The 16843-nt window shown below is 62.7% G+C and carries 9 protein-coding genes; 6 read left to right on the top strand and 3 right to left on the bottom strand.

Going from position 1 to position 16843, the window contains the following annotated elements; all coding sequences use genetic code 11:
* Positions 1-381: 381 nt before the first annotated feature.
* Positions 382-3084: a glycosyl hydrolase gene (locus MOP44_RS26665; protein ID WP_260793616.1), complete on the bottom strand. Its 2703-nt coding sequence runs from the start codon at positions 3082-3084 to the stop codon at positions 382-384.
* Between the two features lie 409 nt (positions 3085-3493).
* Here MOP44_RS26665 and MOP44_RS26660 point away from each other — a divergent pair, with 409 nt between their 5' ends.
* Both MOP44_RS26660 and MOP44_RS26655 read left to right on the top strand, forming a co-directional pair.
* Positions 3494-4030, top strand: a complete 537-nt coding sequence (locus tag MOP44_RS26660; RefSeq protein ID WP_260793615.1) for a YybH family protein — start codon at positions 3494-3496, stop codon at positions 4028-4030.
* A 277-nt stretch (positions 4031-4307) separates the two neighbouring features.
* The gene (locus tag MOP44_RS26655) at positions 4308-6707 is read left to right on the top strand and encodes a PAS domain S-box protein (RefSeq protein WP_260793614.1); all 2400 of its coding nucleotides are present in this window, start codon (positions 4308-4310) and stop codon (positions 6705-6707) included.
* 164 nt (positions 6708-6871) lie between these two features.
* Here MOP44_RS26655 and MOP44_RS26650 read toward each other — a convergent pair whose 3' ends face one another.
* Positions 6872-7465 carry a TetR/AcrR family transcriptional regulator gene (locus MOP44_RS26650; protein ID WP_260793613.1) on the bottom strand — a complete coding sequence of 198 codons (594 nt, stop codon included), beginning with the start codon at positions 7463-7465 and terminating at the stop codon, positions 6872-6874.
* Between the two features lie 134 nt (positions 7466-7599).
* On the opposite strand from MOP44_RS26650, the gene MOP44_RS26645 reads away from it, so the two are divergent.
* On the top strand, positions 7600-8496 hold the full coding sequence (locus tag MOP44_RS26645) for an SDR family oxidoreductase (protein WP_260793612.1): 897 nt from the start codon (positions 7600-7602) through the stop codon (positions 8494-8496).
* Positions 8497-8684: 188 nt separating this feature from the next.
* On the opposite strand, the gene MOP44_RS26640 is transcribed toward MOP44_RS26645, so the two are convergent.
* Positions 8685-12164: a glycosyl hydrolase 2 galactose-binding domain-containing protein gene (locus MOP44_RS26640; protein ID WP_260793611.1), complete on the bottom strand. Its 3480-nt coding sequence runs from the start codon at positions 12162-12164 to the stop codon at positions 8685-8687.
* A 322-nt stretch (positions 12165-12486) separates the two neighbouring features.
* On the opposite strand from MOP44_RS26640, the gene MOP44_RS26635 reads away from it, so the two are divergent.
* The 3 genes from MOP44_RS26635 (at position 12487) to MOP44_RS26625 (ending at position 16663) form a co-directional block, all read left to right on the top strand.
* Positions 12487-14274, top strand: a complete 1788-nt coding sequence (locus MOP44_RS26635; protein WP_260793610.1) for a carboxypeptidase-like regulatory domain-containing protein — start codon at positions 12487-12489, stop codon at positions 14272-14274.
* A complete protein-coding gene (locus MOP44_RS26630; RefSeq protein ID WP_260793609.1) occupies positions 14271-15890 on the top strand; it encodes a carboxypeptidase regulatory-like domain-containing protein in 1620 nt (539 codons plus the stop codon). The genes MOP44_RS26635 and MOP44_RS26630 overlap by 4 nt, the downstream gene beginning before the upstream one ends.
* A 176-nt stretch (positions 15891-16066) precedes the next feature.
* On the top strand, positions 16067-16663 hold the full coding sequence (locus tag MOP44_RS26625) for a hypothetical protein (RefSeq protein ID WP_260793608.1): 597 nt from the start codon (positions 16067-16069) through the stop codon (positions 16661-16663).
* The last annotated feature ends 180 nt before the right edge of the window (positions 16664-16843 follow it).

Here is a 16843-nt window from a genome sequence, read left to right as displayed (position 1 = left end):
CCAAATCGAGACAACTCACTCGCTGCCTGGCATCCGGCGATGAGTATATGCCGCTCCGCTCATCTCCAACCGGACCGGCAAGAAAAAAGCCCCGACGCGCGGGGATTTTCTCGCAGGTTCTGCCAACTTAGAGTATACCAATCTACGACTTGCGCCGCACCCCTCCCTCACACCCTGATCAAGCGCTTCGATCCCCCACAAACTTGTCATTCTGAGCCGAAGGCGAAGAACCCGCTGATGTTGTTGCTTTTGCCTTTATTTCTGTCATTTCGGTAGGAAATCTACTCTTCACACCGTGCCGCGTGTCGACAATCCCACCCAGCCGAGATTGGCGCCGAAGGCGCGGTGGCCGCACCGCAGGTGCCGGGGAAGAGAAGCACCTCACTGCACCGGCGCCGTCATGAGCCGAACCGCCCCCAGCAGCCCCGAATCCACCGGCTTGATCTTTTCCTGATCCTGCGGCTCGAACCGGTTCCCATACTTCGCCCGAAGCTCCGTCAGATCCTGCCTTGGCTGCCCCGCCAGCTCATTCATCGCCGTGTTAAACACATGAATCTCCAGGCGATTCTCACCGGCATGCACCAGCCCCGTGATATCCAGCCGGTACGGCGGATGCCACAACGCCCCCGCCCGCTTCCCATTCATATACACAATTGCCGCCTCCCGAATCGGCGGGTCCAGCAGCGCGTGCATCCCATCCGCCCCCGCCGGCCGATCGTCGGCAATCGCCTTCCCCTCACCGAAATCGAGGAGGAGCACCTTGTTCCCGGGCTCCTGCACGCTGAAGTTCCGCGTGTACACCGCCTCACCCGAAAAGAACTCGTGGTTGGGCATTCTGGTCCACGAAACCAGCGAATCCAGATGACCCCGATAAACATGCGGCCCAACGAACGATACGTCCCAGTCGCGGCTGAGGTTCTCCACCGGCACGAGCGCCAGTGAAGGCCCCAAAAACTTGTCGGGAGTCGCCGGCCGCGAACTCGCGCTGAGCACAAAGACGCGTGACTCATACGGCTCGAGCCGCAGGGTCAACCGCTGCGACCCATCCACCCGCACATCCCCATGTACTACCCCATCCTCGGGGTCCCACGTCTGCACGTGGCGCTTGTCCGACCGGAATCGCACCTTCGCATCAATCGCCTGATTGCTCGTGTTCGCAACGAAATAGACATCGCGATCGTCGAGCCTCCGATGAATGAATCCGAGCCCCGCTGTCTGCCCCGTCACATCCAGATCCGGAGCAAGTGCTTTGTGCAGTGCAGCCCCCAGCTCGGACTCTGAGCTCAGGAAGCTTCCTGTGCGGCCATCACCTTTGAACATCCGGGAAGAGATCAGCTGGATCTCCGCCGAATCCCCCTGTTCCATCAACCCCGGCGCCCGCGACGGCGTCTCCCCCACCGCAATCACCTTGCCGCCCGCCTTCGCATACGCCTCAATCTTCCTGTACGCACTCAGCGGTATCCGCTCCACCGGCGGCAGTATCAACACCGGATACGGCACCGTCCCCAGCTTCTCAATCGTCGCCGCATCGATGAAGTCCACGTTGTATCCGGCATCCAGCACCTCCTCCATCAGCCGCGGCGGAATCCGCTTCTCCATCTCATCCGCAATCGACACGTGCCCCGGCGTGAACGCCGCCTGCGCATCATCCTCCGGCAGCAGAATCGCCACATCGTTCGCCGGCTTCCCTTGCCGTAGGAGCCAGCTCGCCCGCGTCAGGTAGCGCATCACATCCGGCATCACAGGAGACCACGGGTTGTGCTGGTTGAACACCGCCGCCGCATAAAACGCATACCCCGGCTCTCCCGCCGACTCAGGCGAATATGGCCACCCGTGCCCCACAAACTGGTTCACGCCCAGCAGAAACATCCTGTCCGCCTCGGCCTTCACATCCAGCGGAGTAGCCCGGAACGCCGGTGAGTGCAGCCACGTCCACGTCTCGGCCGACACCACATCGCGCCCATACAAATGCGCCGCCGAAGTCGCCCACCGCGTGTACGAGAACTTCCGCCACTGCATCCCCTCGCCTTCAATCAGTTGAGGCACGTCTTGATCCGCCAGCGTCACCGCCGGATCCCCATACGTCTGCGACCGGAACTGGGTGTGATGCGCCGCGGCAAACTCCGCCAGCGGCGTCAGGTAGTTCTCACGGATCAGCTCATCCAGCGTCTTGCCCCAGTCGTGCCGCACCGCTTCGGCCTCCGACGTACCGCCCGCCACCAACTCCGGCAAATGCGGAATCAGATCGTACCCCCGCCTCTTCCTGAACTCCTCCGGCAGGTTCTCCGTCCAGTCTGCCCCATACACCTCTAGCGAATCCGAGAAAACCGAGTACGGCGGCTCATCCCCAAACGCCTTCAGCAGCGGCTTGGCCACATCCTGCAAATGCTCGTCGATAGCCGCACGACTGAAGTGGTCCAGCACATTGCCCTCAGCCCCAAACGCCGCCCGCTTCACCTGCTGCCCCGTGTGGCCCGCGATGAAATACACTTTGCTGGCGTTCACCGGATGATTCGGATCAGGCACGGCAAGTTCAAGCCTGCGCGCCAGCTCGGTCTCCAGCTTGCTGCCATCCACCACGCTGATGATTTTGTCCCCCGGCCGTAGCTGCGGCCCCCCAGAACCAGCCTCGGGACCATCAAGCGGCACTCGCACCACCCGCAGCTTGCCCGCCGCCAGGTCCACCGTCGTCTTCGGCCCCCCATAAGGCCATCCGCTTCCCAGCGTGATATCCACCCGCATCCCCAGCCCGCGCGCCGTCCTGTTCGCAAACCCCACCGCATCCAGAAACTCCGGCGACAGATACTGCAGGTTCCGAATCCCCTTTGCCGCATCGTCCACTGCCATTGGATACACCGGCTGAATCTCCACCCCGCCGATCCCCGCGTCGCGCATGATCTCCAGCTCTTTCTTCAACTCGGGCTTCGTCACCGCCGGCCCGAACCACCACCACCGCATCATCGGCCGCGCATCATCCGGCGGATTGAGGAAGCCCTCGTGCAGAGCATCCTTCGTCTGCGCAAATACCGGCATGCACACCAGCACAAAAATCAACAGCAGCGTCGTCCGACAAGTGATCCGCATCGCGAAGCCAGTGTAGCTTTCCTCAGCGCCGTATACAGGCCTCGGAAAAACCCGAATTGAGCCTCTGTTTTGAAGGGGCGCGAATTTATTCGTGCCGTAAATCCAGCAAAATGATTGCGGGCTTCAGCCCCTGAGGCATGGTTTTCTTGCGCCTTCACCGTGTCCTCGGAGTTTTCCGAGAACTCTTTAGCCCCCGCCCCATCGCCTCACTCGCGTCAGATACACAAAGCGGGATTTCGCTTCGTATCAGGGGCTGCCTTCAGGCAGCCCGCTCGCCGCTCCCCTGATTGAACCTGGGCTTTAGCCCCCGCTAACGAGGCTGGCCATTCCGCCAACCTGTCAAAGCCGCCCGCCGGTTTACGATGGAGTCAGATTCCACGCGAGGGTTCACAACGTGAGCAGGAACCGAATGAGGATCGGCATCATCGCCTTAGCAGCAGCAACCCTAAGTGCGCACTTCACCCGCGCGCAAATGCTAGAGCCCTCCGCCCCCGCCGCCACGCCCAATCCGCTCGCCGACCCCTCCATGAACGCGGGCAAGTCCCTCCTCTTCGACCTCGAAGCTAAATTCGCCAAAGACGTCGCCGCCCGCGGCGGAGCCGGCTTCGCCGCCTGGTTCGCAGACGATGGCGTCACCCTGGGCAACGGCGCAGCCCCAGTCGTCGGCAAAGTTGCCATCGAGCGCTCCGCCAACTGGTCGCCCGCCACCTATCAGCTCACCTGGACCCCCACCGACGCTTCCATGGGCCCCTCCGGCGACATGGGCTACACCTGGGGCCACTTCGAAGGCCACAGCAAAGACGCCAACGGAAACCCCGTCACCACCTCCGGCCGCTACATGACCATCTGGCGCAAGCAGAAAGATGGCTCCTGGAAAGTAGTCCTCGATGCCGGCGCCAACGAGCCCGCCGGCTCAGGCGACTGCTGCCGCATCCCGACCAGCTGATTGCATCCATTCCATTACCGGCGCATCGCCACCTCGTCGTTTGCACATCCGGAAATTCTTTTCGAGCGCAACTGTCCCGTCTGCCGCAATTTGGCCTCCGCTTTTCCACACGCAGAAACCTTCAAATACCCACATTCACGCCCCTTTTGGTGATCCAGATTACCGATCGCATGCTAAGTAATTGATTCCTCGATTACTGGTGTGGGATTGCAAGCGCCGCGTCCATGCTGCTTTCGTGACAATGTCTCCGTTTTCCCTTCAGCGGATACTGGTAAGAGTGATCGCGGACCAAACTATGGGCGGCATTATGCAGAGCTATCAGCACCCGGAGCACGTGGCGTCGGTGTCGTGGCCGCCGGATTTCGACGTCTTCGATCGCAGTCCAGACCCCGCGCTCGATGAGCTCACCGAACTGGCGGCTGTGCTGAGCCTCGCCGACTATGCCTACATCGCCTGGCCTGACGTGAACCGCCTCTGGTTCAAGTCGCGCTACGGCTTCAATGCGGCCGAGCAGCCCCGCGCTACTTCCGCCTGCAACGTCGTCTTCGCTACCGGCCAATCTCTGCTGATAACCGACGCCGCCCAGGACGTTCGCTTTCCTCAGGGAGGCATCGAACTCCCCGGCGCAAGGCCCTGCCGCTCTTACGCCGGCGTCCCTCTCATCTCCGCCGATCAGAAGATTGTTGGCACGCTGGCTCTGCTCGCCCACAACCCAGGCCAGTTCCAGGGCGAGCACCTCACGCTGCTCGACATTCTGGGGCGGCAGGCCACTACGCGTCTCGAGCTGTACAACCGCATTCGCGCGCAGGAGCACGCACAGCGTGCCCGCAACCGTACCGAGCGCGCCCTGGCCGTCGAGCGCTGCTTCGTTGCCGCTACCCTCGATTCCATCCCCGCTCTGGTCGCCGTTCTCGACACCGCCGGCCGCATCGTTCGCTTCAACCAGTCCTGCGCTCAACTCACCGGCATGAGCCTTGCCGAAGCCGCGGGCCGTCTGTTCGTCGATGAAGTGCTTGAGCCTGAAGATCGCGAATGGGCCGTGGGCATCCTGCGCCAGGCAGCAGCGGGACAGGTGTCCGGTCCGCACGAAACCACGTGGCGTGTTCCCGGCGGCTCAACCCGTCGCGTGAGCTGGACCCTGCGCCCGCTCCAGGGCCCTAACGGCGAAATTCAGTACGTCATCGTCAGCGGTCAGGACGTGACCGACCAGCGCCAGGCCGAAGAAGCTCTGCTCTCCAGTGAAGCCCGCTACCGCCAGGTGGTCGAAGGCTCATTGGGCTTCGTCTTTACCTGCACCATGGAAGGCCGCCTCACTTCGCTCAACGCCTTCACCGCTGAAACCCTCGGCTATCGTGTCGAAGACCTCACCGGCCGCTCCATCGCGGAACTCCTCGACTCAACCGGCGCCCTTACCTTCCAGGAATGCCTGCACGCTCTGCAAACGAAGGACGAATGGCAGGGAGCCATTCCCGTGCGCCGCAGTGACGGCGTCTACCGCCGCATCGCTTTCCGCAGCCGTCGCATGGAACTCCGCGGCGAGCGCCCCTTCATCCTCAATCACGGCGTCGACGTCACCGAGCAGCACGAAGCCGAAGAGGCTCTGCACCTCGCCACCCGCCAGCGCGAACTCATCCTGCAAGCTGTTGGCGACGGCATCTACGGCATCGACCTCGACGGCCGCCTCACCTTCATCAATGAGGCCGGCGCCCGCGCCCTCGGTTACCAGGCCGATCAGCTCACGGGTCGCGATGTCCACGAAGTCATCCATCACAGCCACGCCGACGGCACGCCCTACTCCAAGGTCACCAGCCCCATCCTGCAGGGCATGCGACGTCGTGAATCCGTCCGCATGGCAGACGAAGTCTTCTGGCGCGCCGACGGCACCTCCATCCCCGTCGAGTACAGCGCCAGCCCACTCATCGAAGACGGCCGCATCTCCGGCATGGTCGTCGCCTTCCAGGACATCACCGAACGCCGACGCCTCGAGAAGATGAAGGACGAATTCATCTCCACCGTCAGCCACGAACTGCGCACGCCGCTCACCTCACTCCGCGCGGCACTTGGACTCATCTCCTCCGGCTCACTCGAGAAGCGTCCGGACAAGCAGAAGCAGATGGTCGACATGGCCATCGCCAACTGCGATCGTCTCGTCCGCCTCGTCAATGACATCCTCGACTTCGACAAGGTCGAAAAAGGCCACCTGCCGCTGCGCCGCGTCCCCGTCGAAGCCGTCGACCTGCTGCGCCGCGCCGCCGAAGTCGCGTATTCAGCAGCCACCGAGGCCGGCATGGCCTTCCGAATCGAAGCCGTCCCCGCCGTCGTCATCGCCGACGAAGACCGCATCCTTCAGGTGCTCAACGAACTGGTCTCCAACGCCATCAAGTTTTCCCCGCGCAACACGCAGATCAAGTTCTCCGCCCAGCCGCTGGGCGACAAAGAAATCTGCTTGTCCGTTGAGGACCAGGGGCAGGGAATCCCCCCGGAGAAACTCGAGCACATCTTCAATCGCTTCCAACAGGGCGACGCATCCGATTCGCGCCCTCTCGGCGGCACCGGCCTCGGCCTCGCTCTCTGCCGCAGCATCATCGAGCAGCACGACGGTCGCATCTGGGCCGAATCCACCCTCGGCCGCGGCAGCAAGTTCTTCTTCACCCTCCCCGCCGCCTCCGCCAAATAACCCCGCTCCTCCACAGACCTGTCATCCCGAGCGCAGCGAGGGATCTGCGGTTGTTGTTGCCTTTGCTTTTCCCGTTGCGTATCTGCCTATGATCCCGGGTGCCCCATCCTAAACGCGCCGTTTGCGTTTAGGGTGGGAAAGCACGAACTCCACGCGCCGCGGTTTCACCTCACCCGCGCCCCAGCAATCAGCAACTCCACCAGCCGCTGTGCGCTCCTCTTCCACTCAGCCCCCGGTGCAAAGTGCGCGAGCCCGACCAGCGCTCCGATAAGATCCTGCGCCTCAACCTCCCTGCGAATCTCGCCCCGTTTTACAGCGCGTTTCAACAGCCCGTCGATCGCTCCCAGGACCTGCCCGCGCGACCCCTCATACAGCCTCGAAGCCCCGCCCCCCACCGAGTTCAGCGCCGGCGCAATAATGTGCTTGGCCGCAATGTAATCGACAAACAGCAGCATCCATGCTCGCAGCGCCTCCACCGGAGCCATCTCCTCCACATAGTTCTGCGCTGCCGCCGCAAGCTTCTCCACTTCGCTGTGGTACACAGCCTCAATCAGCGCATCCCGCGTCGGAAAATGCCGGTAAAGCGTCCCCGCGCCCACCTCCGCTCGCCGCGCAATATCCTCCAGGCTGGCCTCCGCGCCAGCAATCGTGAAGGCCTCCTTCGCTGCCTCTAAAAGCCGTTCGCGATTCCGCGCCGCATCGGTGCGCAGTTTACGCGGCGGCATCTTCTCCACGGATTGAGAACGCTTCTTTGTCATGTGCGAAAAAACTTGAAACCGGAGACTGCCTCCGCTTATCTACTTATCCGGAGCCTGTCTCCGTTTTAGCCCGCACCGCCTCCGCAGTCAAGCGGCGATCAGGCTCGGAAAACAGTTTCCAGGAGGACATACCTATGCGCATCTTCGTCACCGGCGCCACTGGCTTCATCGGCTCCGCCCTCGTCCCGCAACTCCTCGCCGCCGGCCACCAGGTCCTCGGCCTTTCCCGCAGCGACTCCGGCGCCCAGCAATTGCTGGCCGCAGGCGCAGAAGTCCATCGCGGTGACATCTACGACCTCGAAAGCATCCGCACTGGCGCAGCCAATGCCGACGCGGTCATTCACCTCGCCTTCAACCACGACTTCTCCAAATTCGTCGAAAACTGCGAAACCGACCGCCGCGTCATCGAAACCATCGGCGACGTCCTCGCCGGCTCCAATCGCATGTTCCTTGTCACGTCCGGAGTCGCGATGGGTACCGCCAAGCCCGGCCAGATCACCACGGAAGATGACCCGCCAGTCAGCTCGACGGTAGTCCCTCGCGCCGCCTCTGAAGAATCCGCTCAAGCCCTCAATGACCGCGGCGTGCGCGTAGTCATCGTCCGACTCCCGCAGGTGCACGATACGCGCAAACAGGGCCTCGTCTCTTACACCATTCAGATCGCCCGCCAGAAGGGAATAGTCGCCTATGTCGGCGAGGGCCGCAATCGCTGGGCCGCCGCACCCGTCCACGATGTCGCCCGCCTCTACCACCTCGCCCTCGAAAAAGGGGAAGGGAACGTCCGCTACAACGCCGTCGCCGAGGAAGGCGTCCCCGCGCGCGACATCGCGGAAACCATCGCCCGCGGCCTCAACATGCCCGCCGTCTCACTCACGCCCGCAGAGGCCGACGCGCACTTCGGCTGGCTCAGCCGCTTCGTGCAATGGGACATCTCCGCCTCCAGTGCCAAAACCCGCCAGGCCCTCAACTGGACTCCCACCGGCCCCAGCCTCCTAACCGACCTAGCCAACATGGACTACACACAGGCCTAAGCCCGTACTCGTAAGCAGCGCAAGAAAGCGGGTGGTTGCGCACCAATCCACCGCGCAACCACCCGCTCCTGACGGATTCAATCCAACCACAACTTTGTCATCCTGAGCGCAGCGAAGAATCTGCGGTTGTTCTTGCTTTTGCTTTCTTGCTGTCATTCCCGAAGGGAATCTGCTGTACCCGGCATCCATCAATGCCGCGCAGCCTCCAGATTGAACCCCTCCATCACCACCCGCGGCTTTTCCCCTCGCGTATCCGCATCCTCGAACGTCACCTGGATATTCCGCTTCTCCCCCGGCATCAGCGCAACATAGTTATCGTCATACAACGCCGGCGCAATCAGATCGCCCGACTTCTCCCGCACCACCTTCACGCGCACCATCAACGCCGGAGTCGCGGACGCATTGTGCAACTCCGCCGTCACATGCCACGTCGACCCCGTCTGCGTGATGTGCGTCTTCATCTCAACCTTCGCCGCTGCCAGCCCTCGAATCCCCGCATAATCCTCTTCCGCATTCCCATGCAGATAGAAATTCGTGCTCAGCACCTTATCGCCCTTCAATAGCGTAAGCCGGATGAAATGCGTCCGCGCCAACCCCGCCGGATACTGCATCTTCAACGGCGACTCCGTCGAGTCTTCCTTGCTGTCCAGGTTCGCGCTCTGCTGCCATTTCGTCTTGCCGTCGATATCGATCACTTCCGCGCGTGCCGTCAGCCCCGTCTGATCCCCGGCGTTGTAATTGACAACCTCAAGCGTATCCGCTGCCGCGTTCCACTGGATATGCAGCGGCTCGCTCGCATGCTTCGCCGCAAAATAAGCCGCATCCGTGTCGAAAAAGTAGTCATACGTCTGCCACAAAATCGACGGCCACGCTGGATGGCTCATCCAGATCAGCACCCCCGGCCGATTCTTGCTCTGCCCCTCAAACATCCCGCGATACGCGTTGTAATCCACGAACTGCGCCAGCTCCACAAACTCCGCCGCGCTCTTCGCTCCGCCAAAATCCTTCTCCACCGCCGTCTCAAACGGATTGTCCGGATAGAAATCGTGCAGCCTCCACTCCGGCCCCACCGGCCACATACCCTTCTCATCCAGGGTCCGCTGCATGATCGCCATCTCCGGCACATTCGGCGCTCCAATCTCGCTGTGGAACTTCGGCGGCGTGTGCTCAAAGTAGTAGCGCAGCGGCTCCACGCGATACGGCCCGCGTCCCTCCACCGGTCCATCCGCCGAGCTCGAAATGTAATGCGAGTTCGGCTCCAGCTCCGCCACCATGCTCCGCAGTCCATCATCCAGAAACTTCGGCGGGAACCCCTCATTGCGTCCGCAATACAAACCCACCGAAGCATGATTGCGAATCTTCAGCACGTAATCGCGTGCCCCAGCAAGAAAGAATGCATTGTTCTCCGGATTCGGCCCATCCCATGGATTCGCCAGCCAGAAATCCTGCCACACCACAATGCCGTAGCGATCGGCCGCGTCATACAGCGCCTCATCGCCCGTCTGCCCCACCCAGTTGCGCAGCATGTTGAAATGCTGATCGCGGTGGTAGCGCATCGCAATGTCATACTCGCGCTGCCGGTACCGCAGCATCGATTCCGGAAATCCCCAGTTGCCTCCGCGCGCGATGAACCGCCGCCCGTTGATCCACATCTTCAGCGCGCCGCCCTCTTCTGAATATGTGAACTGCCGGATCCCCGCCTTGAAGCTCGTCGTATCCGAAACCTTGCCGTCCGCAACAAAGCTGATCGTCACCGGATACAGATTCGGATCGCCATATCCGTTCGGCCACCACAGCTTCGGATTCGAAATCCGCAGTTGCGGATTCGTCTCCGGCGACAGCGTCACAGTCTTCGCGCCGCCCTCCAGCGTCACCGGCTGCTCCACCGTAATATCGCCGAACTTCACCCGCAGCGTGCCCGCAACGGTCTTGCCCTCCTCATTGCTCAACCGCGCCGCAATCGTCACATCCGCATGCGACGTATCGGGTAGCTGCAGAGTCGTCGTCACCAGCGGATTCTCGATCGTCACCGCGCCCGTCTGCGTCAGCATCACGTTCGACCAGATGCCCGTATTCCGTCCGCGAATCGTCGGCATCCAGTCCCATCCAATCGACGCATGATACGTCGGATTGTCCAGACCCAGCGCGCCACCATTCGGCGAGTCGCCCTCTTTGTCCTTCGTCCCGCCCGGATGCGCATTCCTCAGCACCCGCACCGCCAGCGCATTCTTCGCCCCTGGATGAAGCAGCGAAGTCACATCGAACTTCCCGCGCATGAATCCGCCATCGATCGCGCCAAGCCTCTGCCCGTTGAGATAAACCTCCGCCTTCCAGTTCACGCCATCAAAGTTCAGCCACGCATGACGCCCCACTGCCAATGCCGGCGCCGTAAATTCATCGCGATACCAGAAGTCCGCCGTGAAATAAGAATCCGAAACCACGTACTGGTTCTCGCCAAAATTTGGATCGGCAATCGCGCCATCATTCAGATAGCTGGTCAGCACCGTGCCTGGCACCGTCGCCACCATCCAGCTCGCATCCGCAAATCCCGCTTCCGACAACTGCTCGCCCGTCGCCGTCACCTGCGAAGCCCGCTCCACGCGCCATGCCCCGCGCGTCAGCGTCAGCGATCCATCATTCCCCGCAGCCACCGCCGCCTGCGCCCGCGCCACCGGCCCGCCGCGTCCATACACTTCAAGTTCGCTCAGAATGTAGTGCCCGCCCGCCTCCGCAGGTTTCGTCATCAGCACCCGCACCCAGCGCCCATGCGCCGCACTCGCCAGCCGCACATCGTCGTTCCCGTTCAGCGCCTGCAGCGTCTGCCACTTCACGCCGTCATCTGAAACCTGAATCGACCCTTCCGCAGCACGCTTCACCCACGTCAACGCCACGCGATCGAACGTGCACGGCGCACCCAGGTCGACGGACACCCATTCCTCGCCCTCGCCTGCGCTCATCCAAGCGCTTGTGAACACCTGCGGCCCCGCCACATACACACGCCGACCCTTATATGAAGGATCGACATCCGCCACGCCCCACTTCTTCACGTTCGGCGCAGAAAATGTCAGCCGGTACGAGCGATAATGCACGGCTGCCGGAAACACCACCGGTACCGTGAAGCTCGGCTCTGAATCATGACTCCCCGGAAAATCAATGCCCGTGAATCGCCCCACCTCGTTCCATGCAGCCCCGTCATCCGACCCCGCAACCACAATCGTCCATCCACCCTGTGGAGCCGCCGCGTAAATCTTCCGCAGCACCACATCCATGTGGTCGATCTCCGGCGGCTGCGCGCCCTTCACATCGAACTGCACCCACGGGTGCTCGCCCGCAACATCCACCGACGACACCACGCCCTCATCCAGAAACGCCTCGCGCTCAGCCTTCGGCAGCACCCCGCGGTCGCTCGTCGAAGTCACCACCCACAACGGCGGCGCAGTCTCCTTGATCCCGTCCGTCGCCAGTTGCGCCGTGAGGTTATAGTCGTATGCGCTCGACTGATACGCCGGCCTATGCAGCGCAAGATTGCGATACGTCGTCGCGTCTACAACCAGCGAGGGCCCGTCGTACTGCTTCGGATCGCCCGGATACACTCCCAGTCCACGCGTGTACTGCTGGGCCGAGGCAACAACCGAAGAGGCAAGAAGAAAAAGGACTGCAGTTTTCACACTCACTCCAAACTCAATCACGAAATATGTCTCGCGCCCAAAGCACTTCGAATCACCACGCTGTGAGTGACTCAAACCCGCATATTCTCCACTGCGCGCGAACGGGCCAGTCTATCGCATCACCCAACTCCCCACAGTTTTGTCATCCTGAGCGCAGCGAAGAACCCGCTTTTGACGAACCCATCCCAAACACGGATTTGTCATCCTGAGCGCAGCGAAGGATCTGTGGTTGCTGTTGCTGTTGCTTTTGCTTTCTTTCTGTACCTCCGAATTTTTCCACCAACGCATGCCTTTCCCGCCCCTCACCCGTCAGAATGAAAGCGTGGCCCTCGGGATAACAACTCAGCCCACAGCGTGGCAGGCGCGCATACTCCTATGCGCACTCCTCGCCGTGTCCCTCGCAGCGTCCGCGCAGCAAACCCCACCCACCGATTCCAACGCCCCCCTCGGCACAGCCGCCAGCGTTCACGGCGTGGTCATGAACGCCGCCAGCGGCGAGCCACTCCCGCGCGCGCTCGTGCAGATCAACGGCGGCTCCGGCCAGGCAGTCCTCACCGACGGAGACGGCCGCTTCGAGATCTCCGGCCTGCCTCAGGGCCCCAACGTTTTCATGTTGACCAAGCCTGGATTCGAAGACGCAGCCGGCGCGGAAAAAGGCCAGATCCTCCGTGACCTGCGCGGATATACGCACGACGTCTACATCACCTCGAACACTCCAGCTCTGACGTTTTCCATGCGGCCCACCAATTCGATTCGCGGCCACATTGAGCTCTCCACCGGAGACGTCGCTCTCAACATAGGCGTCACGCTCCTCCAGCGCCAGATCCACAACGGCCGTGCCTCATGGCGCAACAGCAACGGCACGCGCACCAACGCCGATGGCAACTTCCACTTTGCGCATCTCGACGACGGTGATTACGTCGTGAAGGCCGGTCCCGCGCCTGAAGCCGAACTCTCCGGCAACAACGGAGCCGTAGTCATCGACCTCGGCGCATCACCCACCGACAACTCCACGCCCAACCCAAACCGCGCCCGTCTGCGCATCAACGGTTACCCCGAAATTTACTTCCCCGATGCGCGCGAATTCTCCGGTGCCGCGCACTTTCATCTCGAAGGCGGCGAGCAATCCGACGCCGGCATTAACCTGCCGCTCGAGGCCTTCCACGCAGTCAACGCCACCGTCGTTCTCCCCGCCGAACTCCGCGCCAAAACCCCAGGCAATTTCATCAACACTGAGGTGCTCGGCCCAGAAGGTCAGCAGGTCCCGTATGGCCCCAGCCTCGAGCCCGACAGCGGCCAGCTATCCGTAAGACTGCCCGATGGCAGCTACACCATCCGCGTTTCCGCAATGCGCCCCAATTTGCATCAGCGCGGCAGCATCCGCGTCCAGGACTCGCTCGCCGGCCAGGCCGACGTCACAGTCGCCGGTCGCGACATCACGAAGCGCATTGCGGTCGGACCCATGGTCGGCGGCTCACTTCAGGTCATGGTCACCCGAACCGCGCAGGGCGGCACCTCCGGCGTCCCCGGGCACAACGGCGAAGTCTTCGTAGAAATCGCTCAGGCATCCCCGCTCAACGACGGCATGCAAAGCGTCTTCGCGCAGGGCTCCGGTCCCGGCGCCATCGAAACCGTTCCGCCCGCCCCCGGCAAGTACTGGGTCCACACCATCATCGCCGACTCGTCTCTCTGCGAAGACTCCTTCACCGCCGGCAGTTCCAATCTCGGCCGCGAGCCGCTCGTCGTAGGACAGGGCGGCGCAACCGCTCCCCTCACGCTGAACCTGCGCGACAACTGCGGCAACCTCAAAGTCAGCCTCCCTTCCACCGCCGCCGGACTTACCGCAGGCGAGGAGCCGAGCTACACCATCTACCTCGTCCCCGACTTCGACACCACCGCCGACGCCGCAAGCCAAACCCTCCGCGCCTCCACGAATTCCTCATTCACTTTCACCAGCCTCACTCCCGGCAGCTATCACGTCTACGCGTTCGCGGCTCCCGTAAACCTCGAATACCGCAATCGCGACGTGCTCGCCCAGTACCACGGCCAGCCCGTCACTGTGGCGCCCGGCGCAAACACTGACCTCGTCCTGGAGGTCCCCGCCCAGTGAGACTCCCCCTCGTCGCTGCCGTTCTCCTCTGCGCCGTCACCCCGCTCGCGCAGACCCTTCCTGCTCAAACCCAGCCCGCGGGCTACCGCATCGCCGGTCGTGTCGTCGACTCCATCACCAACGACCCCGTTCCGCGCGCCATCGTCAGCGTCCTCACCTCTGAGGACTACAAGGTCGAAGCCAGCACCATCACAGACGCCGAAGGCAACTTCTCCTTCACCGGCCTCTCCGCCGGCAAATACCCCCTCAGCGCCGCCCGCCGCGGCTACCGCACGTCCTTCTTCGATGAGCACGATAACTTCAACTCCGCCATCGTCACCGGCGATGGACAGGACACCGCCAATCTCCTCTTCCGCCTTCCCCCTGCCGCCGTGCTCCGCGGAGTCGTCACCGGCGACAGCGGCGATCCCGTCGAGTCCGCGCAGGTCATGCTCTTCAAGCGCGCCGTCGCCGGCGAAAACAATGGCCACGTCCAGCAGATCGCCGGCACGCAGACCGACGACACCGGTGCATACGAATTCAGCGACCTCTCCGCAGGTGAGTACTACATTGCTGTGAAAGGCGAGCCTTGGTTCGCGCAGCACCCCAGCCGCTTCCGCGCCGGCGCGCAAAACCAATCATCGCAAGATCAATCAGCGCTCGACGTCGCCTACCCCATCACCTACTACGACTCAACCATCGACGAGAACGCCTCCACTCCCATCACCCTCGAATGGGGCAACCGCGTCCAGGCTGACATTAACCTCCACACCGTGCCCGCCGTCCGCTTCACGGTCCCGCTCACCGGCTGGCCGCGTGGCCGTCCCCGTCTCGCGCTCCACCAGAAAGTCTTCGGAAACACCATCGGCTCGCAGATCAGCGAAATCGCCGAAGGCCCCGCCACCGGTACCTGGGACATTGGCGGTATGGCCCCGGGCGCCTATGAAGTAGAACTTGGCGATCCGCCGCGCCGCCTCAACGTGAACGCCACCTCTGAAGTCGACCTCGATCCCAGCGCCGGTGCGCCCATGCTCGCGCTTTCCGGCACCGTGGTCATGGCCGGCGGTGGCCCCCCTCCTGATGACATAGCCCTCGTCCTCGCGTCTGAGGAAGGTGATCCTCCCGCGCAGGCAACTGCCAACAAAGGCCGATTCGAAATGAACGCCGTCCCTCCCGGCACCTGGAACCTTGCCGCCGGCAGCTCCCGGCAGACGCTCTCCGTCGTGGCCACGTCGATCGGCGGCGTCGTCACTGCGGGCAACAAAATCGTCGTGCGCGATCGCCCCGTGCAGGTCACCGTAACGCTCAGCAGCGCGCAAACGCGCGTTCAGGGCATCGCAAAGAAAAACGGCAAAGGCCTCTCCGGAGCCATGATCGTCCTCGTCCCCGCCGCGCGCACCGCCTACCCGGCGCTAGTCCGGCGCGATCAGTCCGACTCCGACGGCAGCTTCTCGCTCAACGATGTCCCCGCCGGCCAATACACCGTCGTGGCCATTGAAGACGGATGGAAGCTCGACTGGCAGCATCGCGCAGTCATCGAGCCCTATCTGCGCGGCGGAGCGCCCGTCACCGTTGGTGCGCAAGCGCCACCTGTCGTCCCCCTCAGCCAGCCCGTTCAGGCGGTCGCCGCCCCGTGACAAAGCCCGCCCAGGCTCTTCGTGGAAGCAGGTGTCAGAAGGTAGTCTATGAACGTACCGATTCACAACAGGGCCCTCGAGCGGTTCCATTCCACCGCTGGGGACCCGAACGCACGGCGCGGGCCGCACGCGAACCGAAAGCATGTTCGCGGTTTATTGAGGAGATTTACACATTGATGAGGAAGTGGCTTTTTTCAATACTGGCGGTTCCGGCCGTCCTTATGCCTCTGGCCGTGGCCGCACAGGTGGCCCCCGATCGCCCCGCGCGCCCCACGTCCGATGAGCCCAAAAACGTGGTCTACGCCGGCATGAGCTACACCAGCATCAACCAGGTCAATCAGTCGCGCTACGGCCTCGTCGGCGCCAACATTGAATACACCCGCAACTTCGGCCGCTGGTTCGGAGCCGTAGCCGACGGTGCTTACTACTTCGGCTCATTCCAGTCCGGCAACCCCGGCGATCCCACTGTCTACCACATCATGGGCGGCGCGGAACTGCACGCGCCCATCTTCGAAAACTGGAACCTGTTCGCCCGCGCGCTCCTCGGCGTCGCGCACACGGGCGGTGAAAACATGTCCCCCGACCTCTCCTTTGCCGGCGGCCCGGGCGTTGGCCTCGAGCACATCTTCAAAAACAAGCATTGGGGCGTCCGCGCCTCGGGCGACTACATCGGCGCGTCCTTCTCGCTGCGCAACAACACCCCGCAGCAGAGCAACTCGCCGCACCGCACCTTCAACGGCCGCGGCGGCATCGGCGTCGAATACCGCTTCTAACCTGATCCGCGGCTGAGCCACCACCGCTCCGTGCAAACCTTCCGTGCCCCATCCTTTCGCGTCCTTTTGTGAAAGGGTGGGAAAGCCGCGAACCTCCATGCAGGCACGGATGGCGCCGCAGGCGCAGTCAGGTGCTTGCCCACCCCACCCCAAAATCGTTAAAGTGTGACCCACACGGTA

This window comes from Occallatibacter riparius (assembly GCF_025264625.1).
Lineage (GTDB): Bacteria > Acidobacteriota > Terriglobia > Terriglobales > Acidobacteriaceae > Telmatobacter > Telmatobacter riparius.
The sequence above is the reverse complement of the archived record's forward strand: the minus strand, read 5'-3'. Positions and strand labels throughout refer to the sequence as shown.